We start from the raw sequence: 24846 nt of genomic DNA, 5'->3' as shown, positions 1-24846 counted from the left end.
ACAAGGTTTAGTTGGTGAATGGGTCTCGAGTACGACTTTGATATTGTAGCGATTGCACCGGATGAAGTGGATCCGGAACATGGCATGGCTGCCGTGACGGGCCACCGCGCCGTTCGCGCGACCTTTCGCAATACTCAGACTGTTGAGGCCTTGCACAGTGCATCCCCCAAGATTCGTCGTATTTTTCTGGAATCGGGCTTCAGCCTGGAATCCAAGGGTGGCAGCCTTCCACATGGTTATTTCCTGTCCGAAGATGCACCGGATCGTGAACGCATCCTGAAACGGCTGTTCTCGAATATCCGCAATATGGGTGTTCAGGGGGAGTATTGTGGTGATTTCGACTTTTGGCATTTCCTCGACGACGTAAGGCGGGCACGCCCCCGGGCAAATGCCACGCGCGAGTTGCAGGAATTGACGCCAAGCCCTCAAGCGCCTGATGTGGTCAAACCAAAACGACGCTCGGTTCAGGGGCGTATCGGGTTTGCGCTTGGTCTGGCCGTGGTTGTGATTGTCGTGCTGAGATACCTGGCGTCCGAGGGGTCTGCCCCCTAGGCCAGGATAACGCCGGCTTCCCGCATTGCGGTTTCAGCAGCGGCCAGTGATCCATCCATATCGATAGCTCGGCACGCATCCATTCGGACCGTAACGTCAAAACCCAGGCGTGCTGCGTCGATTGCGGAATAGTACACACAGAAGTCAGTGGCCAAGCCGACGAGCGTCAGTTTCGTGATTCCGCGCGACTTAAGATACCCCTCCAACCCTGTTGGTGTTTTCTGGTCATTTTCGAAAAACGCCGAGTAGCTGTCGATACCGCTACGAAAGCCCTTGCGAAGGACAAGATCCGCATGGGTGTTCAGATCCGGATGGAAATTGGCGCCCTCGGTTCCCTGAACGCAGTGATCCGGCCAAAGTACCTGCGGGCCGTAGTGCATTTCCGTCATGTCAAACGGGTTCTTGTCGTCATGCGACCCGGCGAAGGACGAATGACCCGCCGGATGCCAGTCCTGCGTCAGGATCACGGCATCGAATTCGTCCATCATGGCGTTGATCGGGGCCACGATCTCATCCCCTCCGGGTACGGCCAGCGCGCCGCCGGGGCAGAAATCGTTCTGGACGTCGATCACAAGCAGGGCGTGGGTCATCGCGGTTTCTCCTTAGGTTGCTCTATCGGTAGGGCGCGCAGGCCCAATCGTCAATCTGGCTGCGAAGCGTCAATTCGATCCCTTGCGACTCTGTTGCGTCAGGTTTAGACCGCGCGCATGTATACCATCGCTGCTCTCTATCACTTCACCCGTTTCCCGGATCACGCTGCCCTGCGCGAGCCTTTGTTGGACCTGTGCCGTACGCAATCTGTCAAAGGCACATTGCTGCTGGCGCAAGAGGGGATCAATGGCACCATTGCCGGCCCCCGCGCCGGGATCGATGCGGTGCTGGCGCATATCAAAGCGCTGCCCGGCTGTGCCGATCTGGACTGGAAAGAGGCCACCGCCGATCACCCGCCTTTTGGCAAGATGAAGGTGCGCTTGAAAAAAGAGATCGTGACCATGGGGCAGCCGGATATCGATCCGCGCGCCCGTGTCGGCAACTATGTCGAGCCTGAGGATTGGAATGATCTGATCCGCTCGGACGACGTGGTGGTGATCGACACCCGCAACGATTATGAGGTGGCGATTGGCACGTTTGAGGGCGCAATAGACCCTGAAACGGCCAGTTTCCGTGAGTTCCCGGCTTGGTGGGAAGAGAACAAAGAGCGGTTCCACAACAAGCGCGTCGCCATGTTCTGCACCGGTGGTATTCGCTGTGAGAAATCCACTAACTTCCTGCTGGGGCAGGGGGTTGAGGATGTGTATCACCTGAAGGGCGGCATCCTGCGCTATCTTGAGGAAATGCCAGCTGATGACAGCACCTGGCAGGGCGAGTGCTTTGTGTTCGACAACCGTGTGTCCGTTGGGCACGGGCTGGTCGAGGGGCCGCATAACCTGTGCCACGGTTGCCGCCGTCCGATTCTGCCCGAGGATATGAAGCGCCCTGAATACGAACATGGCGTGTCCTGCCATCGGTGTGTTAACGAAACCTCTGAAGCCGACAAAATGCGGTTCCGTGAGCGGCAAAAGCAGATCGGTCTGGCGCGTCAGCGCGGGCAAGAGCATCTGGGCGCCGACTAACTCTCTGATAAATAAGGTTGCAGGCGCGGGTCGGAATGTCGATCATTGAACCTGCATCACCGTATCGGAGGTTTAATGCACCGCGACCCGACAACTCTGGATGAGTGGAAATCGACCTTGGTCGCGGCCCTGGGTCTGGTGGTCGTCAGCTTTGTTGCCTGGTATGGCCTGTCGCGGCTGAGCGAGACCACTGCTGGCGACAAAATAGGGACTGCAACAACCGTAGGGTTGACGATCTGGCTGGTGTCGCAGACCTGGTACTACATGACCCAGGTGAAATCCCCAAAGCGCCAGCTGTTGCTGATGGGGATCTCCTTTATTCAGGTCGTGCCTTTCTTGTTCGCAGCCGTTTACGGCTCGTTCGGGTATAACGATCTGTGTGTGGTCGGGGCCAAAGGGCCGTCAGACGTTTTGTATTTCTCATATGTCACATTCACGACGGTTGGGTTCGGAGACCTGCATCCCGCAGGCCTGTGCCGCGGGCTGGCCGTGGCTGAGGCGATCACTGGGTATATCCTGCTGGGCCTGTTCGTAGCGGCGGCCGTGGGCATTTACGCGCGCGGACACAGCCAGAATTGAACGGTCACTTGTTGTGGTCGATCCACTGGGACATTGCGTATTTGTCGCGAAAACACTCAGACGGGATTGGCCTGCGTTTGCTGCGCGAAATCCGTTCGGCAAAGGCGACCTGCTTGCCTGTGGGATAATTGGCAAAAGGTGACGGATCGTGTGGTTTATGTGCCGAAATCCAGGCTGACATTGATCGGCGGTCGCGTTGTGCTTCGACCGGGATTTCCAGCGCCGACTGTTCCGCAATAGCGCGGGCAAAGCGCATCTGCCGGTCCGTGACGGGCAGCAGGTGATAGTCGTTTGTCGGGCCGCTTGGAGCGGAATTTCGCAAGTTCTGGGTCATCGGATATTCCCCTGACTATGTAGAACATAAATGGAACATTAACTTCTAATTTCAAGAGAGGGGGCTGCGACTCGGCGGGATATTGCCTGTTACGGCTTTTATTGACTGACCAATCAATAAAAGCTAAATCCGCGGGCAACACTCTTTGCCCGACCCGGGTGCAATCAAGAAAAGGACGCGGCATGAAGTTTCAGCCCAAGGCCAGCCATTTCATCAATGGCGAATATGTCGAAGATGCCAATGGCGCCCCCATTGACGTCATTTACCCGGCCACTGGCGAGGTGATCGCTCGGCTGCATTCCGCGACGCCTGAGATTGTGAATCAGGCTCTAAACAGCGCTAAAACCGCCCAAGTTGAATGGGCCGCGATGTCCGGAACCGAGCGTGGACGGGTTCTGCGCCGTGCTGCCGATATCATGCGCGAGCGCAATCGCGAGCTGTCGATCATTGAAACCCATGACACCGGAAAACCCCTCCAAGAGACTTTGGTGGCCGATGCAACCAGTGGCGCAGATGCGCTGGAATATTTCGGTGGGCTGACCGCATCGCTGACCGGCGAACATATCCCGCTGGGCGGCGGTGATTTCGTCTATACCATTCGCGAGGCGCTGGGCGTCTGCGTCGGGATCGGCGCTTGGAACTATCCGACCCAGATCGCCTGCTGGAAGGGTGCCCCTGCGCTGGCTTGCGGCAATACGATGGTGTTCAAACCGTCCGAGACCACGCCGCTGTCGGCACTGCAAGTGGCCGAAATCCTGATCGAGGCTGGTGCCCCCAAGGGCGTCTATAACGTGGTGCAGGGCTATGGCGACGTTGGCGCGTCGCTGGTGACCGATCCGCGTGTGGCCAAGGTGTCGCTGACCGGGTCTGTGCCGACCGGTCGCAAGGTCTATGCCGCTGCGGCGGATGGTATGAAGCATGTGACCATGGAACTGGGCGGCAAGTCCCCGTTGATCGTGTTCGACGATGCCGATATCGAAAACGCCGTGTCGGGTGCAATTCTGGGTAACTTCTATTCCTCGGGTCAGGTCTGTTCCAACGGGACTCGCGTGTTCGTTCAGAAGGGCATCAAAGAGGCCTTTCTGACCCGTCTGTCCGAACGTCTGGCGACCGCGAAAATCGGTGATCCGCTGGACGAAGAGGTCAATTTTGGCCCGATGGTCAGTGAAAACCAGATGAACGTCGCGTTGGGCTATATCGGAAAAGGCAAGGCCGAGGGCGCACGTCTGGTCTATGGTGGTGAACGGATTAAAGGTGACGGTTTCTACATGCAGCCGACTGTCTTCGCCGATGTCACTGATGATATGACCATCGCGCGCGAAGAAATCTTTGGCCCGGTCATGTCCGTGCTGGATTTCGACACCGAAGAAGAGGTCATGACCCGTGCCAACGACACGGAATTCGGTCTGGCCGCCGGTGTGTTCACCAATGACCTGACCCGCGCCCACCGTATTGTGGCTGGGTTCGAGGCGGGCACTTGCTATATCAACACCTACAACCTCGCCCCGGTCGAGGCCCCGTTTGGCGGGTCGAAAATGTCGGGTGTCGGGCGTGAAAATTCGAAACTGGCGATCAACCATTTCAGCGAGATGAAGACGGTTTATGTTTCGATGAATGACGTTGAGGCGCCTTACTAATTCATCTCAGCGTGAAAATTTTTCGTGCCGAGAATACTCTGTTCCCGACATTTCGCGTCGGGAACAGAGCATAAGCCACCTTTGACCTGTGGCTGACTTTCCTGACAGGGTGCTGTTCATGCGCCCGCCAGCAGGAGGTCACACCCATGAAAACCCACGCCCAGGCCGTTGTGATCGGAGGAGGCCTTGTTGGCTGTTCGATCCTGTATCATCTGGCCAAGCTCGGCTGGACCGACGCGGTTTTGCTAGAACGGGATGAGCTGACCTCGGGATCGACCTGGCACGCGGCAGCGAATATTCACGGGCTGCACGACAACAACAATATCACCCGTATCCAGCATTATACGATGAACCTGTATAAAGAGCTGGAGAAGGAAACCGGGCAGGGCTGCGGCGTGTTCCAGCCTGGGTCGCTGTATCTGGCGCAGACCGAGGACCGCGAGCATCAGCTGCGTCTGCAAGAGGCCAAGGCAAAATTCTACGGCCTGAACTTCCACGAAATCAGCCGTGAACAGGCCAAGGAACTGCACCCGCTGGCGCAGTTCGACGACATTCGCTGTATCATGTACGAACCCGATGGCGGCAATGTGGACCCCTCGGGTGTGACCATGGCCTATGCTGCGGGTGCGCGCGCCATGGGGGCCACGATTGAGCGGTTTTGCCCTGTAATAGGGACGGAACAACAACCCGATGGATCGTGGATTGTCCGCACTGAAAAGGGCGATATCCACACGCAATGGGTGGTCAATGCCGGGGGTCTGTGGGGGCGAGAAGTCGCGGCGCTGGCCGGGATTGAACTGCCGCTGCAACCGACCGAGCACCAGTATTTCGTGACCGAGGCGATTGACGAGGTTGCGGAACTGGGCCGTCGCCTGCCCTCGATCGCCGATCGGGATGGTGAGTATTATTTCCGTCAGGAAGGAAACGGTCTGCTGATCGGGGCCTATGAGAAAGACATGCGGTTCTGGGCCGAAAACGGTACGCCGCTGGACTTCGCGCATGACCTGTTCCCCGACGATCTGGATCGGATCATGGAGAACGTGATCCGCGCTACCGAACGTGTGCCGGTGGCGGCAACAGCCGGGGTCAAACGGGTGATCAACGGCCCGATGATCTGGTCGCCGGACAGCAACGCGATCTGGGGGCCGGTGCCAGAACTGAAGAACTATTTCTGCTGTACCGGTATCATCCCCGGCTTCTCGCAATCCGGTGGCCTCGGGTTGTTGGCGGCGCAATGGATGGTCGAGGGTGAGCCGCAATATGACATGTTCGCCTGGGACCTGGCGCGGTTTGGCGACTGGGCCGATAAGAAATTCACCAAGGCCAAGGTGGAGGATGTCTATACCCACCGTTTTGCCATCCATTTCCCGAACGAAGAACGCAGCGCTGGCCGTCCCGCCCGTGTGCGGCCCGCTTACGAGATGCAGAAAGATATGGGCTGCGTCTTTGGACTGAACTGCGGTTGGGAACACCCGCTTTGGTTCGCAGATCACCCCGGTGCGACCGAAACCAACGGCTTCACCCGCCAGAACTGGTGGCAACCCGTGGGCCGCGAGGTACAGATGCTGCGCGACAACGTAGGCGTCATCGATATCTCGAACTTCGCCAACTACGTGATCAAGGGGCCGGGCGCGTATGACTGGCTGGATCGTCTGGTGGCCAATCGGGTGCCGACTGCAGTGGGACGGTCCTGCCTGACGCCACTGATCTCGGTTCGCGGTGGCGTGGCCGGTGATTTCACCATCACCAAAGTGGCCAAGGATGAGTATATGATGATCGGCTCTGGCATGGCGGAACGCTATCATCAGCGCTTTTTCAACATGGTCGATCTGCCCGAAGGCACCACGTTCGAGGTTGCCACCAATCGGATTGCGGGCTTCAACGTGGCCGGTCCAAAATCGCGCGATCTGCTGCAACGGCTGACCAACGCGGACCTTTCGAACGAGGCGTTCCGCTTTATGCGGTCCCAGCCCATCGAAGTGGCCGGGGTGACCTGTCTGGCCATCCGCGTTTCGTTCACCGGTGATCTGGGGTGGGAGCTACACTGCGCCGAATCCGATCAAATCAGGCTCTATTCCGCGCTTTTGAATGCGGCGAAAGAGCTGAACGGTGGCCCGGTTGGCGGTCGCGCGTTGGGATCGCTGCGCATCGAAAAAGGCTACGGCTCGTGGGGACGGGAGTATTCTCAGGAATACTGGCCGCAAGAGGTCGGGTTGGCCGGCCTGATCAAACTGGACAAGGATTTCCTAAACAAAGACGCCTATCTGTCCATCAGAGATAATTCTGCCCGCGAAGTGCTTTCGATCTTTGAGGTTGATGCCGTTGACGCTGATGCCACCGGAGGTGAGCCGATATTCATGCCAGATGGTACGCCTGTGGGCCGGGTGACCTCGGGTGCCTATGGCTATTCGGTGGGCAAGTCCCTGGCCGTTGGGTATGCCGACCCCAAGGTGGCCGGCCCCGGCGATACGGTCGAAATCTACATTCTGGGCAAGCCGCACAGCGCCAGAATCCTCTCGGAACCGCCATTCGATCCCAAAGGTCTCAAATTGCGTGATATTCAGCCGGTCGTCGAAGGCGTCTCATGACCGGAACTTTCGCCCGCGTTGCAGATTTTGCCCTGAACCGATCTGCCGATCAGATGCCCGACAGCGCCAAGGAAGCGGCTGCGCTGATGATGCTGGATACGATGGGCATCCTGATCGCCTCTGGCCCGATGGAGGCCGGGGTGATCGCACGCGACACGGCGGCCCTGCTCCATGGCAGCTCTGATTCGGACTACAGCGCCCGGATGATGTTCGACGGGCGTCCGGTCAGCATGGCCGGGGCGGCTTATGCGGCGGCGACCCAGACGGATAACCTGGATGGGCATGACGGTTATAACCCGACCAAGGGGCATATTGGTGTCGTGGTTTTGCCCGCACTGATCGCCATGGCCGCCCATCGCCCGGATCTGACGGGCCCCGAAGCACTGGCGACGGTGATCACCGGCTATGAAATTGCCGGGCGCGCGGGGTTGTCGCTGCATGCCTCGGTCAGTGACTACCATACGTCAGGTGCATGGAACGCGTTGGGTGTAGTCGCGATGGCCGCCCGTCTGCGCGGCCATTCGCAGGATCAGATGCGGCAGGCGATGGGTATCGCCGAATATCACGGTCCCCGCAGTCAGATGATGCGCGAGATTGCCAACCCCACGATGCTGCATGACGGATCGGGTTGGGGTGCGCTTGTCGGAGTTTCAGCCGCTATTCTGGCCGAACGTGGCTTTACCGGTGCCCCCGCCATCACGATCGAGGCAGAAACCGCCGCGCCTCATTGGGCCGATCTAGGCCAGTTTTGGCAGGTCGAGCATCAATACGTGAAACCCTACCCAATCTGCCGTTGGGCCCATGCCGCAATCGACGGTGTCCGGGCGGTAATGCGGGACAATGACCTGTCTCATGCGCAAATCCGGTCTATTCAGATCAACACATTCCATCAGGGTGCCTGCCTGTATGCCGGAATGCCCGGCACGACCTCTCAGGCACAGTATTCGTTGCCTTTCGCGGTGGCCGTGCAGGCGCTTTACGGTCGGATCGGGGTCGAGCATATTTCCGGCTCCGGTCTTTCGGACCCGGCAGTGGCCGCGCTGATACCCCGTATTCACGTGGCCGAGAGTGATCGTCACAATGCCCGCTTCCCCAAGGGGCGTTGGGCCGATGTCAGTATCGAAACCACGGATGGGCAGATTTTCGACTCTGGAGATGTCCACGCCCGAGGCGGTCCCGAGGCCCCCATCAGCCGCGAAGAAGTGATCACCAAGTACTTGGAATTCGCAAAGCCAGTCATCGGCCCGACCCGGGCTGCGGCAATTCGGGATGCAATTTTGGGCTGGGTCGCGCCGGACTCTCGGATGTCTGACTTGTCTCCGTTGATATTTGATCCTTAGAAAATGTGTCGCTTACGTCGCGCGTGTCGACAAATTTCAGGAGAGTGTCCGCGTTAGAGCCGTACTCACGGCTGACTCAATATGGCAAACAACTCCGCAATCCTGTTGCGGGTTTCCACGCTGTCCCTCAATAGGTTCTCCGCGTCGGCCAGGGGCGTTTCAGGAAGTCGGGCCGGTGCGGCTGTTAGACCTTGGGATGTCTGGACGACCTGATCGAATTTGGTGTGATTTTCCAAATTCACTTGCTCTGGTAGATCGGCCAACCAGAACAAGCGGTTTGCTTCATCCTCACGACCTGAGTTGCGCATCAGATCACCCGCCGCCGCAAAATCCTCTGCTGCAATCAGGGCTTCAGTCCGTAGCATAATCGCTGCGTCCGTCTGATCATCGTCCAGTTCCAGCATCGCTTGATGCGGACGCTGATCCAATAGCGCGGCTTTGGCCCGCAGACGGGCACGCTCACCCCGCCTCAGCCTGTCCTGAGGACGCTTTGCTAGTGCGTATGCATGTTGTGAAAACCCAAGCTTTGCCAGTCGGTCAGCAACGGCAAGGGCTGTGTCGGTTGTCAGATTTTGAGAATGCTTATGTGACAAGATCAGGACGCGGCGCAAAAAGGTCGCATCATCAGCGCGTTCGGTCAGGATAAGCACCGCACGGTTCAGAGCGTCCGCGGATTCCGCATCCTCTGTCAGCTCTGCCACCAAATCCAGAGAGGCATCGAATTCCTGACTCAGGCTTAGCGCGACCATATGGGTTTGTTTCATCAGGGGGCCGATGTCAGAACGGCGAAACTCAATCGTGTAGGATTCCGCCAGATCCAGTTCCTGAGGAGAGATTGCGCCACGTTCCAGCCAACGTTTGTCGACCAGTCGGGCCAGTGCCAACGGCGCCTCAAGCGTGGCGTCTGACGCTTCGATCGCTTCAGTCAGCAAGGCTTCGGTCCGGGGGGCGTCACCTTCGGCCGTTGCAACCTTGGCCTTTGCCTGCGCGACATTTGCGCTGGTTTGCGTCTTGACGCGATCGACCGAGCGCAAGATCCGCCGGGCGGCTTCTAACTCGTCCCCGTCTACCAGAATGTCCGACAAGGCCGGGCCGACATGGCGCCGCAGATGGTCCGGTAAGCGGGCAAAAGACTGTTCGATAGCCGTTAGATTGGCGTCGCCTTGCAAGGTGCCTTCACTCATCGCCGCCCACAAAGCCACATCGCCCTCGCAACGCTGCAAGCCCTGGAACGGATTGTCTTCGATCAGCGGCCCATCATCCAGAACACGGGCAATGGCCGCGATGTGTTCGGTTTCCAAAGATCGCTCGTCCAGCAGGTCCAACGCCCGGATCGCTTCGGCGCCAAACCCGGAATGCGCGTACAGTTTCGCCAGTTTCAGCGCGCTTTCTTTGTCGATGGTATCGAATTCTTGGTACAGTTCTGATCGAAGCTGCGCGGCTTGTTCTGGAAACGGACGCTCGTCAGACCAACGGTCAAAAGCCAGCTCGGCGCTGGATACGCAGGGTGGGCGCCGTTCCACTTTTGGAACATCCGGACCCAAAAGCCCGTTCAAACCGTCCAAAATCGAAGTCACTTGAACATTCAATTCAACACCGGCTGGCAAAAACAGGCTTTGATTCCCGTTGGATGCGCGTGGCCCCACCGGCGCAATGTTCAGATCAATGATTCCGCGGTCCGCCCCCTGCAGCAGCCGGGTCGAAAGCTGGTCTTCGAATCCGTTCGCGTTGAGGTTCAACAGCGGCAGGGCCAGTGCAGCAATGGTCTGCTCCGGGCCTGTCGTTTTGATTTCTTTTGGGGATTTGGACAGGACCGGGGCCGGAATATCACTGGTGAGCGGCGGCAGGAAGGTGCCGGGCGCGATATCAATCACAATCATCGTACTTTTGAAAAGAAAGGTCGAAGCGACACAATCGCAACCGAACTCCAGTTCCAGTGCACCGCCTGGTTCGGCCTGCGAAATCGCGGCAAGTCGGTTTTGCGTCAGGCGTTGGAAGACGGTGCCGGTTCGGTATGTCACATCCTTCAGCGCGACGTTCAGGCGTGCGCCGTTTTTTGTCTGTTTCAGAACCCAATCGGTGTCTTGAGGCACTTGAACCACCAATCTGGTATAACCTTCATGCTCACCCGAGCGCACCGTCAGATCTTGCGCTGCGGCTCCGCTGGCCCCGGCGATGAACGCCGAGAATAAGAATGCAAACCGGGTCATGCGGCTGCCTGTTTGAGTTCTTTCAACGCTTCTTCCAACTCGGTGAAATCAGGGCGGTTGTGGGTTGGGGTGTTCTGACGCCCAACCTCAATGCACATGGCAGCGTTGTGGTTGTGCAGATTGGCGACCAACACTTCTTTGATCAGCTGGTAGAAGTGGTTGTCTTCTTCGACGACAGCTTTCAGTTTGCCCGCGAAAGGTCCGACCAGGCCATAAGCCAGAAACACCCCAAGAAAGGTCCCCACCAGGGCGCCGCCGATCAATTTACCCAGCACTTCGGGGGGCTGGTCAATCGAACCCATCGTCTTGATCACGCCAAGAACCGCCGCAACGATGCCCAAAGCGGGTAGGCCATCCGCAACCGTCTGCAAGGCGTGGCTGGAATGCATGGCATGGTGGAAGTTCGCCTCCATCCGCTTTTCAAGAACTTCTTCCACCTGATGCGGATCATCATAGTTCATCGAGGCGGCGCGCATCGTATCGCAGATCAGGTCAACGGCCTCTTTATCTCCCTGAATTTTCGGGTAAGCCGAGAACAGAGGTGAATTTTCCGGGTCTTCGATATGTTGTTCCACCTCGACCGGGTTGGCCTTGGCAATACGGATCAGCGAGAACAGCAGGCACAGCAGGTCGCGGTAGTCCTCAGGTTTCCATCTTGGTCCTTTGAACACTTTGCCCATGTCTTTGAGGGTGTGTTTGACGGCGCTCATGTCATTGCTGATCAGGAAGGCACCGACAGCGGCACCGCCAATCATCATCATCTCAAAAGGAAGTGATTTCAAAATGATGGTCATTTTGCCGCCCGCAGCCAGATAACCGCCGAACACCATGGCGAAAATGACGACAATTCCGATTATTCCGATCATGGGTGATCTCCAGCAAAATCCTGTGCGGGGTTAGAGTTTTATTCCTGTGGGGCGGCGGCGTTGCGGCCTGCCATTATGACGCTGATGGTATAGGCGGCTTCGGGGCGCAGCCCGGCCAGAACACCAGCAGCCGCATCGGGCGGCATGCGAGACAGGAATCCGGCGGCAAAGCTTGGGTCCATCGTCTCAAACAACGCTGCGGCGTCCTTGGGTTTCATGCTTTGATAGACATCCGTCAGGCGCGTCAGATCGGTCTCGGCAGCTTTTTCGGCAATGGCGAGCGTCGCGCGCAGAGCCTCTTCGGCCTCTTGCAGGGCAACCAGTCGCATCTCGATCGCCTGATCGGCGATGGCCAATGCCTTTTCCTTGTCAAGCGCTGCTGCCTCGCGCTTTTTCAACGCTTCTTCCCGGCGCAGCAGTTCGGTCAGCAGGACCTGTGCGCCGGGCAGATCGGCCTGTGCGTGTTTGACTTTGGGGGCATAAGGTTCGGCAGTTTTTGCCAACGCTGGTCCTGCTTCCAGCCCAAGACGAATCGCGGCAGACCCGATCATCAGCAAAGAGATGACGGCCAGCACGCCACCTTTTGGGCGCCTATCGGCTTTCCGGCGGGTCATGATGCGGCCTCACCCTGAGAGCGATCGTGGCGGAAGAACATCAAGCCGCCCGGCCGCTTGGCCGGTTTTGGGGCGGTCGCGTCCTTTTTTGGCTTCTCGGGCGCTGCGATCGTTTCAGCGACTTCATCTGACTCAGGCACGGCGGATTCCGCCTGTTCCTCGGGTGCGGCGCTGATATCTTCTTCGGGGTCGGTCGACTGGTCGGGTTTATCTTGCGATGGAACGACGTCGTGCATCGAAGCCATCATCAGCTCTAACCGCTGCGCCACCGATTCGGCCCGCTGCGTCAGCTCTTTCAATTCCGCACCGGACTGGTCCGAGGCTGCTCGTGCGGCACCCAGGGATTTCTTAAGCTCATCCGCCTGGGTCGACAGAACAGCAACCGCGCCGCCCACGCCTTTTTCCAGATCGGTGAAGCGTTTCAGCCGTCGGGACAGCACGAAACAATACAGACCCGCACCCAGCGCGCCGGCGACCAGCAAAATATCTGCAATCAGCTCCAATTTCGCCTCCTAGTTCAAAACGAATTCCATCACGAGAACGTCGCGCACGCGGCCTTCTCCGACGACGATTTCAATGCGGCGCAGCAGATGGCCGCGGATGCGCATCAGGGCCAGAGAATCTTCAAGGTCCGAGACTTCGACCGCGCGTAGATACCCGTTCAGGATGTCCATGATTCGGGGTTTCATCTTTTCGACATCGGCGGCGTGTTCGCTGTTCACCTCTAGCTGAGCGTGAAATTTCAGATGCCGCGAATCGCCTGCGTTCACCGACACGATCACCGGCGGCAGATCGATGAATCCCACTTGCGGCAGGGCCTTTACAGCCTTGCCCTTATCCGTTTCCTTGACGTCTTCCATTGCGGGCTTGCCACCAAAAGTAAGTAACCCGGAGGTGGTCAGGAAATAGCCACCAGCCGCCCCGGCCACGGCCAGAATCACCCCTATGATCATCCCTTTTTTCCCAAATTTTTTTGGTACTTCTGCCTGTTCTGCAGCCGCGTCAGTCATGACGTCCTCATTTGTCCGTTCTGCAATCGTCATAACCCGGCAGGGACTAACCGATTGTTAAGGGCAATCGTTCAAACAAGGGATGCGCCGGGCAGAATGTCGGCGAGTCGGAGGTGATCGTGCAGCAGATCGGAACTGTCTGGGCAAGTTTGGACAGGCGTAAACAAATCATCGTCGCCGGTGCAGTAGTGCTGGTTTTTCTTGGGGTCCTTGCGATGTCGCGGATGGTCACGGCGCCGTCGATGACCTTGCTTTATGCCGGGCTGGAAAGTGGCGCGGCGGGGGATGTCGTCCGCTCGCTGGATCAGCGCGGGGTGCCTTATGAGATTCGGGGCACCTCGATCTACGTGCCCGGATCACAGCGAGATGAGCTGCGCATGACACTCGCCAGCGAGGGGATGCCCGCCAACGGCAATCAAGGCTATGAGCTGTTGGATTCACTTAGCGGGTTTGGCACCACCTCGCAGATGTTCGATGCCGCCTATTGGCGCGCAAAAGAAGGTGAGCTGGCCCGAACCATCGTTGGCAGCCCTCATGTCAGCCAGGCACGGGTTCATATTGCCAACGGATCGAACAACCCGTTTCAGCGCAGCGTGGCGCCGACGGCCTCGGTCTATCTGGTGCCGTCAGGGGCGCTGATCACATCCGATCAGGCCAAGGCGATCCGGTTTCTTGTGGCGTCTGCCGTCAGTGGTCTGGCGCCTGAGAATGTCACCGTGGTCGATTCGAACGGGGCGGTGATCGGCGCGCAGGAGACCGCAGTCGCTGCGGATACGGCAGATGACAAGGCGCGCCAGTTGCGCGAGCGTGTGATGCGATTGGTCGAGGCGCGCGTCGGCACGGGCAATGCTGTGGTTGAGGTCAGCGTCGACACCGTGACCAAGACCGAATCCATCCGCGAACGCCGTTTTGACCCCAATGGCCGCGTTGCCATCAGCACTGATGTCGAGGAACGCTCGGACAGCGCCCGCAACCAATCTGCCGATGTCACCGTGGCCTCGAACCTGCCGGATGGCGATGGCGCGGGTGGGGACGAATCGAATTCGAACGCGACGCAGACGCGGGAACGGGTGAATTACGAGGTCTCGGAAACCGAATTGGAAGTCCACAATGCCCCCGGTGCGATCAAGCGTCTGACGGTTGCGGTTCTGGTCAACGGCACACGGTCCGTGGATGCGACCGGAGTCGAGACATTTGAGCCGATGCCCGAAACCGAGATGGAGGCCTTGAAGGAGCTTGTGGCCTCGGCCGTGGGGTTCGACGCCGAACGCGGGGACGTCATCACCCTGAAATCGCTGGACCTGCCGGTGGTAGAGCCGCAGGGCACATTGGCAGCGGCCTCGATCTGGCAAAAGGTTCATTTCGACGCGATGTCGCTGATCCAGATGGCAGTGTTGGCGATTGTCTCGCTGGTGCTTGGGCTCTTCGTGATCCGTCCGATCCTGACCAAACCGGCGATGGCCCCGGCCTTGCTGCCCGCCGGGGCACCTCCTGAGCCCGAGGCCATTCTGACCGGCGAGATAGCGACTGACGAAAACGGACAATTTAGCGCGCTGCCGGGCCAGACTGCCGCTGGCGACGTCCCGGCACTGGCCGCGCAGGCGGGCGCTGATCCGGTCGACCGGTTGCGGGCTATGATCGGCGATAAACAGGAAGAGACCGTCGAGATCTTGCGCAGCTGGCTTGAAGAAGGTGAGGAGCGTGTCTGATGTCGATTGCTCATCTTCTTGAGGATTTCACGCTGCAAGCCGGGGGTGGCAAGCTGCGCTTGCTGGACGAGGACGCGCTGGAGGAACAGCGGCTGGCAGCGTTCGAGCAAGGCTATAGCGCCGGTTGGGAAGACGCGCTTCAGGCGCAAGAACAAAGCCGAGGTCAGGTCTCAGACGGGCTGGCCAGATCGTTGGAGGACATGTCCTTTACTTATCATGAGGCTGTCACCCGCATGACGCTGTCGCTGGACCCGATGTTCCAGAGCCTGGTGGACACTGTCCTGCCCGAAACGCTGGATCGCGGTTTTGCTGTCCGGTTGGCCGAACAGCTGACCGAAATGGCGCGGGAACAGATTGGCCAGCCGATGAAAATCTTCGTGCCCAAGGGGCGCGCGGCTGGGGTAGAGGCCCTGCTACCGCAGGAACTGTCCTCACCCACTCGCGTGATCGAAGACCCTTCGTTAGAGCCAGGACAGGCCCGGTTGCAGGTCGGCACAACCCAGCGTGAGGTGGATTGCAGCGGTCTGCTCGCCGCGGTCGCGGGGGCATTTGACGCATATGTATTTGAGGCAAAAGAGGCAGTGAATCATGAATGATCCCCAAACTCCGAAACCCGAAAAAGCCAATCCGTTCGAGGCGGTTCCGATTGAGGTTACGGTTTCGGTCGGGCGTGCGCGTCCGCTGATCCGCGACCTGCTGAACATGGGTGAGAACGCCGTGCTGACGCTGGACAAGCGGATCGAGGACCCGGTCGACCTGTATGTCGGAGACCAACTGGTCGCCCGCGGCCTGCTGGAGGAGATGGAGGGCGATCAGGCCGGGCAGCTTGCTGTGCGCCTGACAGAGATTGCTGATTTGCAGAACGGGATCGGTTGATGCGGCTTCTGCTTTGGTTGGTTGTTGCGCTGGCGACGCTGTCCCCGTCTCTGGCTGCGGCGCAAGAGCTGTCGCTGTCATTGGGCGAGGGGGGGTCGATCTCGGCGCGGACCATCCAGCTGATCCTTTTGATCACGATCCTCAGCCTGGCACCTGGGCTGGCGATCATGGTCACCTGTTTTCCGTTTCTGATCACCGTTCTGGCCATTCTGCGTCAAGGGATCGGATTGCAGCAATCGCCACCGAACATGCTGATCGTCAGCCTGGCGATGTTCCTGACCTATTTCATCATGGAGCCCGTATTTTCCGAGGCCTGGGCCACCGGTATTCGACCGATGGTCGAAGAAACCATGGCGGTCGAACCCGCGTTGCAGGTTGCCATTCAGCCCTTCCGAGCCTTTATGGCCGCGCGGCTGGACCCGGACACGTTTCACGCGATGGCGGCCTTGCGACCTGGCGGTGACGCTATCGCCCTGACGCCCGAGGCGCCGCTGTCGATCCTGATGCCGTCCTTCATGCTGTCCGAGATTGCACGCGCCTTTCAGATTGGTTTTCTGGTTTTCCTGCCGTTTCTGATCATTGATCTGGTTGTGGCGGCGGTGCTGATGTCCATGGGGATGATGATGGTTCCCCCCGCGACGGTATCGCTGCCATTCAAACTGGCGTTCTTTGTTATTGCGGATGGATGGTCTCTGATCGCTGGGGCGTTGGTGCGCAGCTATATGACATGAGATATCACTGCCGGGTGATTTGCAACCGCGCACGCAAGCCCTGGTCCCCGGCCTCAAAACTGAGGGAGCCCCCATGCTGTTCGGCAATCGTAGCCACGATTGTCAGGCCCAGACCGAACCCGTCTGAGGATCCGATGTTCGATCCGCGCCGGAACGGTGCCATCAGGTTTTCGATATCAGTGACGGACAGATCGGCACCCTTGTCCTCGACCGTGATGGTCGCGGTACGGGCGTCGGTTTCCAGCTGCACCTCGGCATGGCGGCCGTATTTCAGGGCGTTGTCGATCAGATTTGTTAACGCCCGTTTCAGAGAGATTGGCCGCCCCATCACCAGCATCCGCCGTGTCTCGGGCAAGGATCCATGCCCGCGTCGGGACATGAAGACCGATGGCGCGCCTTCGACTGCGACCGGGGCGATTTTCTTCAGGGTCACCGGCAGGTCCATGTCCTGATAATCAGCGACCACAGACTCGACCAGCGCGGTCAGGGAAATCTGACGGGGGTCTTCAACGCTGAGTTCCGAGCGTGTGTAAGTCAGCACGCTTTCGATCATGCCCGTCATCTGATCCACATCGGCCTCAAGCTTTTCGCGCAGTTCGTCATCGGCGATCAGGGCCGCGCGCAGGCGAACACGCGTGGCAGGGGTGCCAAGATCGTGACTGACACCGGACAGAACGGTAGCGCGTTTTTCAAGCTGCATGCGCTCTGCATCCAGATGGTCGTTCACGGCTGACACGATGTCGCGCAGTTCCGCCGGGCCGTCGGCATCATAGCTGCTCGGCCCGCCCCGGCGTTTGCGGCCGCGCAGGGCGTTGGAAAACCGGGTGAAACTGTCCGAGACATTGCCGATCGATGTCAGGATGACCGCCAAAGCCACGATGGCGGCCAGAATGGCGGGCAGGCGCAGGTCGCCAGGGGCGGCCTTGCAACCCCAGATATTGGTGCCGTCCACCTGCTGCCAGCCTCTGTGTCCGAACCGGGCGACCAGGATTGGCTCGCTGCAATAGGTGGCCAGAAGGCGGGTCAGATTGCCCATCTTCTCGGCCCCGGTCTGGTCAACGCGGGACAGAAGATCAGACACCGGATAAACCAGCCGGTCGGACATCACCGCCAGCGTCAGTTCGCGCCCGGCCAGGGGGGCGGTGTTGTCGGTCAGGATCGACAGGTTGGTGACAAAGCTGCGATCCGACAGGCCGGGCAGTTGCTCGAACCGCCCGGCATCGGCCAACTGCGCAGCTTCGGGGGACAAGGGGGTGATCGTGATCCCCGGCGGGGGGATTTTGCTGACCCGCAGCTCTTCATAGACGGAAAACCCTGCGACATAGGCGCGGGTTAGAAAGTTGTCCCAGGCGCGGGCCGAAGAAAACCACAGCCCGGCGGAGAGAAGCCCCGAGGCAAAGGCGGCCCCTGTCCAGATCCAGCCCAGGCTGCGCAGGCGCGGGGCGTGTGTGGTCATGCGTCCTCTTCCACCGACACTTCGGCCGCAAAGACATAGCCAACCCCGCGTTCGGTACGCAGCATCTGCGGGTCTTTCGGGTTGACCTCGATTTTCGAACGCAACCGACCAACCAGCATGTCGATGGCGCGACCCTGCGCCTCGGGTTTGTCGGCGCTGCCGGTGACGTCCAGCGCAGCGGCGATTTCATCCCGAGTCAGGGGGATATGCGGGTTGGCCAGCAAAACCTTGAGCAGCGCAGTTTCCCGTTGCGACAGAGGAACCAGGTAGCCTTCGGGTGAATGCACCTCATCCCGTTTGCCGTCATAGGCCCAGTCGTTGAACCGAAAGCGGTGTGTGCGGCGGCGATAGGCCAGCGACGGCGTACGCCGGGCGCGTTGCATCACAGCACGAACCCGCGCCAGCATCAGCTGCGGGTTGAAAGGCTTGGCGATATAGTCGTCGGCCCCGACCTCGTACCCCGCCATGCGCTGATGGTCGGCTGACAGGGCCGAAACCAGAATGATCGGCACGTCCTGTTCAGCCCGCAGGCGGGCGCAGATCTCGACTCCGTTCTCATCCCCAAGCATCACATCCAGCAGGATCAGGTCGATCCGTCCCGCTGTCAGATGGTTGCGGATTTCAGCCTCGGAACTGGCGGGCAGGGCGACGAACCCGTTCTGATGCAGGAATTGGGTCATCATCGACCGCATTTCAGGGTCGTCATCCACCACCAAAAGTCGCGGAATGCTCACGCGGTTTGTCCTCCCAGTTTCTGCTGCTCCGACATCATCCATTGTAACGAACGGAAACAGATTCAATGTCAACGTAACACGCTGTAACAAAAGCAGTGAATTTTTGGGTAGTTGCCGGGCTTTGGCGCGGATTCAGCGTTGCCAGATGACGAACTGGTCTCAGAATAACGGGCATCGCTGCATCAGCAGTCACTAAGTTCTCTAGGGAGGAAACAGACAATGAAGCATTTTGCATTCGCCACCGTTTCGACATTGGCCGTTGTGGCCGGGTCGTCGGTTCTGGCCGAGCCGCAGGCCGAGGTTCTGCATTGGTGGACGTCGGGTGGTGAGGCCAAGTCGGTCGCCGTACTGCAGGAAGAGTTCGCGTCGAATGGCGGAACCTGGACCGATATGCCGGTTGCAGGTGGTGGCGGTGACGCGGCCATGACCGCGTTGCGTGCCCGGGTGCTGGCCGGAAACGCGCCGACCGCAGTTCAGCTGAAAGGCCCCGCAATTCAGGAATGGTACGAAGAGGGCGTTCTGGCCGATATCTCATCCGTGGCCGACGCCGAAGGCTGGGCGGATGTGCTGCCCGCATCCATCGCAGGTCACATGAAGTGCGAGGGCACATGGTGCGCCGCACCAGTGAACGTACATCGCGTAGACTGGATCTGGGCCAATGCTGATGTTCTGGCCGCAAATGGCATCGAAATGCCGACCACCTGGGACGAGTTCAACGCTGCTGCTGATAAGCTGCAGGCTGCCGGTGTGATCCCGCTGGCCCATGGTGGTCAGTCATGGCAGGACGCGACCGTCTTTGAAACTGTGGTTCTGGGTATCGGCGGGCCCGAATTCTTCCAGAAAGCGCTGGTCGATCTGGACCCCGAGGCGCTGACCTCGGACACGATGGTTCAGGTCTTTGATCAGATGCGTACCCTGCGCGGCTATGTCGACGAGAACTTCTCGGGCCGTGACTGGAACCTTGCCACTGCCATGGTGATGAACGGCGAGGCCGCTTTCCAGATCATGGGTGACTGGGCCAAGGGCGAGTTCCTGGCCGCTGGCAAGAAGCCCGGCGAAGATTTCCTGTGCGCCTCGACCCCCGGCGACGGCTATCTGTACAACGTTGACAGCTTTGCCATGTTCGACGTGGACGGAGATGACAAGAAAGCCGGTCAAGACCTGTTGGCCAAGCTGATCGTGGCGCCGAACTTCCAGAAGGTATTCAATCTGAACAAAGGCTCGATCCCTGCCCGCACCGACGTGGCGCTGGATGATTTTGACATCTGCGCCAACCTGTCGGCTGAAGACATGGGCTCGACCTCGGACGCTGGTTCGCTGTTGCCGTCCTATGCCCATGGCATGGCGCTGCGCGGGTCGCAGTCCGGTGCGATCACCGACGTTGTGACCGCGCATTTTAACTCGGATATGTCCTCGGCTGACGCGGTTCAGCAACTGGCGGACGCGGTGGCAAACAGCTACTGATCCAATACGCTCTGCCCCCTATAATGCGGGGCAGAGCATCTTTCCCCGGAGGCTAAAATGTCCGAATGGCTGGAAAACCACCTGCCCAAGGTGGTGCTGGCACCGTCGTTCATCGCCGTATTGATCTTTGTGTACGGATTTATCGGATGGACCGCATGGGTGTCGCTGACACGATCTAAACTACTGCCGAAATATGAGATCAACGGGTTCATCCAATATGAGCGCCTGTTTGATTCACCCCGCTGGGATACGGCAATCAACAACCTTTACATCTTCGGTGCACTGTTCATCGTGATCGCGATGATCCTGGGTCTGCTGCTGGCCATCCTGCTGGATCAGAAGATTCGCGTCGAAGGAGCGATCCGGACGATTTACCTGTACCCGATGGCGCTGTCGATGATCGTGACTGGCACGGCTTGGAAGTGGATTTTGAACCCCGGGTTGGGCATTGAATCCATGGTGCAGGGTTGGGGCTTTCCGAATTTCGAGTTCGACTGGCTGGTGAACCCTGACTACGCGATCTATACGATCGTAATCGCTGCTATCTGGCAGAGCTCGGGCTTTGTCATGGCGTTGTTTCTGGCAGGTCTGCGGTCTGTGGATGGCGAAATCATCAAGGCCGCGCAGGTCGATGGTATTCCCACTTGGCGCATCTATACGGCGATCATCATCCCGTCGATGGCTCCTATCTTCCTGTCGGCGTTCATCGTGCTGGCGCACCTTGCGATCAAGAGCTTTGACCTGGTCATCGCCCTGACAGGCGGCGGTCCGGGCTACGCGACCGATCTGCCTGCCACTTACATGTATGCCATGGCGTTTTCGCGCGGCGATATCGGTCAGGCGGCATCCTCCGCGATGATCATGATGCTTGTCGTCTTTGCCATCGTGGTTCCCTATCTTTACTCAGAGCTGAGGGCGAAAAATGACTGATCTGTCGATGCCCCAAACCCAAACCCGCACCCAAAGCGCCACGGGCAAGATCGCCTTGCGCTGGTTGCTGTATGTCCTGCTGGGCCTGTTCGCGCTGTATTACCTGATGCCGCTTTTCGTGATGTTGACCACGTCGCTTAAAAGCCTTGAGGAAATTCGCACAGGCAGCCTGATCTCGCTGCCGCGTGAGGTCAGCTTTGACGCCTGGAAAACCGCGTGGTCCGGGGCTTGCACCGGTATCCAGTGTGAAGGGCTGCGGCCTTACTTCTGGAACTCGGTCCTGATCGCGGTGCCTGCGGTGGCCCTTTCGACCCTGCTGGGCGCGCTGAATGGCTATGTCGTGGCGCAATGGCGGTTCAAAGGCGCTAATATCATCTTCTCGCTGATGCTGTTTGGTTGCTTCATCCCGTTTCAGGTTGTGCTGCTGCCGATGGCGCGTCTGCTGGGCATGATGGGGATCGCCGGGACCATTCCGGGTCTGATCTTCGTCCACGTGATCTATGGCCTCGGTTTCACCACACTGTTTTTCCGCAATTACTATGTCACCATTCCGGCCGAGCTGACCAAGGCGGCACGGGTCGATGGGGCCGGATTCCTGCGGATATTCTGGTCGATCTTCCTGCCGCTGTCGCTGCCCATCATCGTGGTGACCGTTATCTGGCAGTTCACGCAGATCTGGAACGACTTCCTGTTCGGCGTGTCGTTCAGCCAGGCGGGAACGCAGCCCGTGACCGTGGCGCTCAACAACATCGTAAACTCCACCACCGGCGTCAAAGAGTACAACGTCGACATGGCCGCCGCGATCATCGCGGGGCTACCGACGCTGCTCGTTTATGTCGTCGCCGGTAAGTATTTCATCCGCGGTCTGACCGCTGGCTCAGTGAAGGGATAACCCATGGCTCCCATCCTCGATATCAACAATCTGTACAAGAATTACGGCGCAACCGAGGTTCTGAAGGACATCAACATTTCGATCGAACCGGGTGATTTCCTGGTGCTGGTCGGTCCCTCGGGTTGCGGCAAGTCCACCCTGCTGAACTGTATTGCGGGGCTGGAGGAAATTACCGGCGGCACGCTGTCCATCGGGGGTAAGGACATGACCCATGTCAGCCCCAAGGATCGCGACATCGCGATGGTGTTCCAGTCTTATGCTCTGTATCCGACCATGTCGGTGGCCAAGAACATCACCTTTGGCATGAAGGTACGCGGGGTCGATCAGGCGACGCAGGAGGCCAAGCTGAACGAGGTTGCCTCGTTGCTGCAGATCGAGCCGCTGCTGAACCGCCGCCCCAGCCAATTGTCAGGCGGTCAGCGTCAGCGAGTGGCGATGGGTCGGGCGCTGGTGCGCGATCCCAAACTGTTTCTGTTTGACGAGCCGTTATCGAACCTTGACGCCAAGCTGCGGGTCGAGATGCGAACCGAGATCAAGAAACTGCATCAGACGCTGGATGCCTCGATCGTCTACGTGACCCATGACCAGATCGAGGCGATGACGCTGGCGACCAAGATCGTGGTTCTCAAAGGTGGAATCGTGCAGCAGATCGGCAGCCCGGCTGAAATCTACAACAACCCGGCCAACCTGTTTGTGGCTGATTTCATGGGCTCACCGGCGATGAACCTGATCCCGGCGCAAGCGTCCAAGACCGGCCCGGGCACGCAGATCGCCATTGCACGTGAAACGGGCGAGACACTGGTTCTGAACGATGCCCGCGATCTGTCACTGCCCGAGGATGTGATTCTGGGCCTGCGCCCCGAAGACATTGCCGAGGCCGGGTTCCGTGCCGGTGATGGTGTGCAAGAGGCCTCCTGTATGGTCGACATGGTCGAACCGGCGGGGGCTGATACTTATGTGGTCTCGGAACTGGGCGGCAAACAGGTCACTGCACGGCTGCACGCGGAAACCAGTGCGCAGGCGGGCAAGATGTTGAACCTGGCCTTTGACATGAGCAAGGTGTCCTATTTCGCCAAGGAAACTGGCGAACGCCTGAACTAAACCCAAAAAAAAGCGCCGCGCGAAACCAATCGCGCGGCGCTTTTTCATTTGTGAACCGGATCAGCTGAGCTTGTTTCGGTTCATATCCTTGATCAGGCGGTTCAGATCGCCCCCACGCGCATCCAGCATGGCGCCGACCTCGGTCCGTTCGGTCAGCAGCATGTTCACCCCTTCGATGAACATGTTGAAGAACTTGTCGCGGCCCGATTTGTCCGACACCAGGAATGTCACCTCAAACGGGGAAGACCCCTGCAACTTGACCGAGGTGCGCACCTCGTAGCCCGCCTTGATTTTGCGGGCATTGCGAACTGTGACTTGGCCACCAATGAACTCGCGGAAGCGGCGGCCATATTTGTTGGAAATATAGCCCTGAAACGCTTTGGTGAATTGCTTGATCTGCGAGGGGCTTGCTGAGCGGCCATCTGCCCCCAGCACATAGCGCGCCATGATCGGCACATCGGCATATTGCACGAAGATCTTTTCAAAATCGCGGATCATCGCCTTTTCGGATTTGCCCGAGGCGATCACGCGGTTGATATCGTCCACGACACTGACAACCAGTGCCTTGGCGCTGGCTTCGGTCTGGGCAAAGGCGGGCAGGGCGGTCAGCATCGCACTGGCCAGGCCAGTGGCGATAAAACCGCGTCGGTTCAGATGGTTATTCGGCATAGGGGTCCTCGTAGGGGTCTAGGTAGGGGTCCCTGACTGGGTCAGTCCCGATATCTGCATAAGGGTCATCGTACAAACCCAGATAGGCGTCCTCATCGTCGCGTGCCAGTTCAAAGCGGCGGTTTTGGATGTAAATTGTCTGTGCCTGCGCATAGCTGTCGGCGCTTTCATACAGGATTGAATCCACCGTATCCGAGAACCGGCCCCGATCACCCATGCGGCGGACGACCTCGGCATATACGCCGATATTGTCCACCGGACGGACCGGTGTGAAATTGATCGGATTCGAGAATAGATTGACTACAACACCAATCGCATCCCGTTGGGTTGACGGGCCATAGAAAGGCAGCTCGACATAAGCGCCCTCGCCAACGCCCCAAACATGCAGGGTCTCGCCGAAATCGGTATCCACCGGCGGCAGGTTCAACTCGGCAGCGGGGTCAGACAGGCCCAAGCCGCCCACAGTGGTATTGACCACAAAGCGCAGCAAAGCGTTGCCGGATTGTTTGACATTGCCTTGCAACAGGTAGTCCAGCGCCTGCCCGGGCATCGTCAGGTTTTCAGCGAAATGGTTAAAGCTTGTCACCATCGGATCGGGTACGATCTTGACATAGCCTTTCGAGGCCGGACGGAACAGAAACCGGTCAACGCCCAGGTTGAATTTGTGAATGCCCCGGTTGGTGTTCTCATAGGGATCGAACACCTCATTCGACGGGGTCCCCTCCGGCGGTCGCGTGGCGCAGGCGCTAAGGAATGCCATCACGGACATGACGATAAGGTGCTTCAGGCGGGGTCTGCTCAACACGGTCTTTGCCACTCCTAAACGTTCGGGTTCCACACGCCCGAACTGTCAATCAATACTGCCCGTGGCCACATAGCATGGCCCAATCCGATGTCACATATACGTTTCGCAACCAGTATGAAACAAAAAGCGTTTAACC

25 protein-coding genes are annotated in these 24846 nt (G+C 58.8%); 14 read left to right on the top strand and 11 right to left on the bottom strand.

The window, feature by feature from the left end:
* The first annotated feature begins 18 nt into the window (after positions 1 to 18).
* Entirely contained in the window at positions 19 to 552 is a 534-nt protein-coding gene (locus ACR3EP_RS13625) for a hypothetical protein (RefSeq protein ID WP_170349732.1), read from the top strand.
* Here the strand turns inward: ACR3EP_RS13625 and pncA are convergent.
* On the bottom strand, positions 549 to 1142 hold the full coding sequence (gene pncA / locus ACR3EP_RS13620; protein WP_170349733.1) for a bifunctional nicotinamidase/pyrazinamidase: 594 nt from the start codon (positions 1140 to 1142) through the stop codon (positions 549 to 551). The two genes, ACR3EP_RS13625 and pncA, sit on opposite strands and share 4 nt — an antisense overlap.
* Before the next feature lie 117 nt (positions 1143 to 1259).
* Between pncA and trhO the strand changes: the two genes are divergently transcribed.
* Together trhO and ACR3EP_RS13610 are read left to right on the top strand one after the other, a co-directional pair.
* Positions 1260 to 2165: an oxygen-dependent tRNA uridine(34) hydroxylase TrhO gene (trhO, locus tag ACR3EP_RS13615; protein ID WP_480638321.1), complete on the top strand. Its 906-nt coding sequence runs from the start codon at positions 1260 to 1262 to the stop codon at positions 2163 to 2165.
* A 75-nt stretch (positions 2166 to 2240) separates the two neighbouring features.
* Positions 2241 to 2744, top strand: a complete 504-nt coding sequence (locus ACR3EP_RS13610) for a potassium channel family protein (RefSeq protein WP_170349735.1) — start codon at positions 2241 to 2243, stop codon at positions 2742 to 2744.
* A gap of 4 nt (positions 2745 to 2748) precedes the next feature.
* Here the strand turns inward: ACR3EP_RS13610 and ACR3EP_RS13605 are convergent, their stop codons facing one another.
* Complete coding sequence (locus ACR3EP_RS13605) at positions 2749 to 3078, bottom strand: hypothetical protein (RefSeq protein WP_170360821.1); 330 nt, start codon at positions 3076 to 3078, stop codon at positions 2749 to 2751.
* A gap of 182 nt (positions 3079 to 3260) precedes the next feature.
* Between ACR3EP_RS13605 and betB the strand changes: the two genes are divergently transcribed.
* The 3 genes from betB to ACR3EP_RS13590 all read left to right on the top strand — a co-directional run bounded on the left by betB (position 3261) and on the right by ACR3EP_RS13590 (position 8643).
* Positions 3261 to 4715 (top strand): betaine-aldehyde dehydrogenase, encoded by a 1455-nt coding sequence (gene betB / locus ACR3EP_RS13600; RefSeq protein WP_480638320.1) that lies wholly within the window; start codon positions 3261 to 3263, stop codon positions 4713 to 4715.
* Positions 4716 to 4861: 146 nt separating this feature from the next.
* Positions 4862 to 7303 carry a GcvT family protein gene (locus tag ACR3EP_RS13595; RefSeq protein ID WP_480638318.1) on the top strand — a complete coding sequence of 814 codons (2442 nt, stop codon included), beginning with the start codon at positions 4862 to 4864 and terminating at the stop codon, positions 7301 to 7303.
* Positions 7300 to 8643, top strand: a complete 1344-nt coding sequence (locus ACR3EP_RS13590; protein WP_480638317.1) for an MmgE/PrpD family protein — start codon at positions 7300 to 7302, stop codon at positions 8641 to 8643. Before ACR3EP_RS13595 ends, ACR3EP_RS13590 begins: the two co-directional genes overlap by 4 nt.
* 65 nt (positions 8644 to 8708) lie before the next feature.
* On the opposite strand, the gene ACR3EP_RS13585 is transcribed toward ACR3EP_RS13590, so the two are convergent.
* From ACR3EP_RS13585 to ACR3EP_RS13565, 5 genes are read right to left on the bottom strand one after another with little or no spacing between them, the layout of a single operon-like run.
* Positions 8709 to 10853, bottom strand: a complete 2145-nt coding sequence (locus ACR3EP_RS13585) for a hypothetical protein (RefSeq protein ID WP_480638315.1) — start codon at positions 10851 to 10853, stop codon at positions 8709 to 8711.
* Positions 10850 to 11719 carry a flagellar motor stator protein MotA gene (gene motA, locus ACR3EP_RS13580; protein WP_480638313.1) on the bottom strand — a complete coding sequence of 290 codons (870 nt, stop codon included), beginning with the start codon at positions 11717 to 11719 and terminating at the stop codon, positions 10850 to 10852. Before motA ends, ACR3EP_RS13585 begins: the two co-directional genes overlap by 4 nt.
* A gap of 38 nt (positions 11720 to 11757) precedes the next feature.
* Complete coding sequence (locus ACR3EP_RS13575; protein ID WP_170410821.1) at positions 11758 to 12333, bottom strand: MotE family protein; 576 nt, start codon at positions 12331 to 12333, stop codon at positions 11758 to 11760.
* Positions 12330 to 12836 (bottom strand): hypothetical protein, encoded by a 507-nt coding sequence (locus ACR3EP_RS13570; RefSeq protein ID WP_480638311.1) that lies wholly within the window; start codon positions 12834 to 12836, stop codon positions 12330 to 12332. Before ACR3EP_RS13570 ends, ACR3EP_RS13575 begins: the two co-directional genes overlap by 4 nt.
* Before the next feature lie 9 nt (positions 12837 to 12845).
* The gene (locus ACR3EP_RS13565) at positions 12846 to 13343 is read right to left on the bottom strand and encodes a flagellar basal body-associated FliL family protein (RefSeq protein WP_480638309.1); all 498 of its coding nucleotides are present in this window, start codon (positions 13341 to 13343) and stop codon (positions 12846 to 12848) included.
* A gap of 119 nt (positions 13344 to 13462) precedes the next feature.
* Between ACR3EP_RS13565 and fliF the strand changes: the two genes are divergently transcribed.
* Genes fliF through fliP form a run of 4 tightly spaced genes read left to right on the top strand, consistent with a single transcriptional unit; the run spans position 13463 to position 16659 of the window.
* Positions 13463 to 15052: a flagellar basal-body MS-ring/collar protein FliF gene (fliF, locus tag ACR3EP_RS13560; protein ID WP_480638307.1), complete on the top strand. Its 1590-nt coding sequence runs from the start codon at positions 13463 to 13465 to the stop codon at positions 15050 to 15052.
* Complete coding sequence (locus ACR3EP_RS13555; protein WP_480638305.1) at positions 15052 to 15648, top strand: FliH/SctL family protein; 597 nt, start codon at positions 15052 to 15054, stop codon at positions 15646 to 15648. The genes fliF and ACR3EP_RS13555 overlap by 1 nt, the downstream gene beginning before the upstream one ends.
* Complete coding sequence (locus tag ACR3EP_RS13550; protein WP_170360799.1) at positions 15641 to 15928, top strand: FliM/FliN family flagellar motor switch protein; 288 nt, start codon at positions 15641 to 15643, stop codon at positions 15926 to 15928. Before ACR3EP_RS13555 ends, ACR3EP_RS13550 begins: the two co-directional genes overlap by 8 nt.
* On the top strand, positions 15928 to 16659 hold the full coding sequence (gene fliP, locus ACR3EP_RS13545) for a flagellar type III secretion system pore protein FliP (protein WP_480638303.1): 732 nt from the start codon (positions 15928 to 15930) through the stop codon (positions 16657 to 16659). The genes ACR3EP_RS13550 and fliP overlap by 1 nt, the downstream gene beginning before the upstream one ends.
* 4 nt (positions 16660 to 16663) lie before the next feature.
* On the opposite strand, the gene ACR3EP_RS13540 is transcribed toward fliP, so the two are convergent.
* Together ACR3EP_RS13540 and ACR3EP_RS13535 are read right to left on the bottom strand one after the other, a co-directional pair.
* The gene (locus ACR3EP_RS13540) at positions 16664 to 18115 is read right to left on the bottom strand and encodes a sensor histidine kinase (protein WP_480638302.1); all 1452 of its coding nucleotides are present in this window, start codon (positions 18113 to 18115) and stop codon (positions 16664 to 16666) included.
* Positions 18112 to 18849, bottom strand: a complete 738-nt coding sequence (locus tag ACR3EP_RS13535; RefSeq protein WP_170349750.1) for a response regulator transcription factor — start codon at positions 18847 to 18849, stop codon at positions 18112 to 18114. Before ACR3EP_RS13535 ends, ACR3EP_RS13540 begins: the two co-directional genes overlap by 4 nt.
* A gap of 219 nt (positions 18850 to 19068) precedes the next feature.
* Between ACR3EP_RS13535 and ACR3EP_RS13530 the strand changes: the two genes are divergently transcribed.
* The 4 genes from ACR3EP_RS13530 to ACR3EP_RS13515 are packed head-to-tail and all read left to right on the top strand — an operon-like array spanning position 19069 to position 23236.
* A complete protein-coding gene (locus ACR3EP_RS13530) occupies positions 19069 to 20313 on the top strand; it encodes an ABC transporter substrate-binding protein (RefSeq protein ID WP_170349751.1) in 1245 nt (414 codons plus the stop codon).
* 57 nt (positions 20314 to 20370) lie between these two features.
* Positions 20371 to 21243: a carbohydrate ABC transporter permease gene (locus ACR3EP_RS13525; RefSeq protein WP_480638300.1), complete on the top strand. Its 873-nt coding sequence runs from the start codon at positions 20371 to 20373 to the stop codon at positions 21241 to 21243.
* Positions 21236 to 22135 carry a carbohydrate ABC transporter permease gene (locus tag ACR3EP_RS13520; RefSeq protein ID WP_170349753.1) on the top strand — a complete coding sequence of 300 codons (900 nt, stop codon included), beginning with the start codon at positions 21236 to 21238 and terminating at the stop codon, positions 22133 to 22135. The genes ACR3EP_RS13525 and ACR3EP_RS13520 overlap by 8 nt, the downstream gene beginning before the upstream one ends.
* A gap of 3 nt (positions 22136 to 22138) precedes the next feature.
* The gene (locus ACR3EP_RS13515; protein ID WP_170349754.1) at positions 22139 to 23236 is read left to right on the top strand and encodes an ABC transporter ATP-binding protein; all 1098 of its coding nucleotides are present in this window, start codon (positions 22139 to 22141) and stop codon (positions 23234 to 23236) included.
* Positions 23237 to 23296: 60 nt separating this feature from the next.
* Here ACR3EP_RS13515 and ACR3EP_RS13510 read toward each other — a convergent pair whose 3' ends face one another.
* Both ACR3EP_RS13510 and ACR3EP_RS13505 read right to left on the bottom strand, forming a co-directional pair.
* A complete protein-coding gene (locus tag ACR3EP_RS13510) occupies positions 23297 to 23905 on the bottom strand; it encodes an MlaC/ttg2D family ABC transporter substrate-binding protein (RefSeq protein WP_480638297.1) in 609 nt (202 codons plus the stop codon).
* Positions 23895 to 24674, bottom strand: coding sequence for an MlaA family lipoprotein (locus ACR3EP_RS13505; protein WP_170349851.1), 780 nt, complete (start codon positions 24672 to 24674; stop codon positions 23895 to 23897). The genes ACR3EP_RS13510 and ACR3EP_RS13505 overlap by 11 nt, the downstream gene beginning before the upstream one ends.
* Positions 24675 to 24846 lie beyond the last annotated feature (172 nt).

The sequence above is a fragment of the Ruegeria sp. BB10 genome (assembly GCF_056535725.1).
Note: the sequence above shows the minus strand (reverse complement) of the source record. Positions and strands in the feature narration are given on the sequence as shown.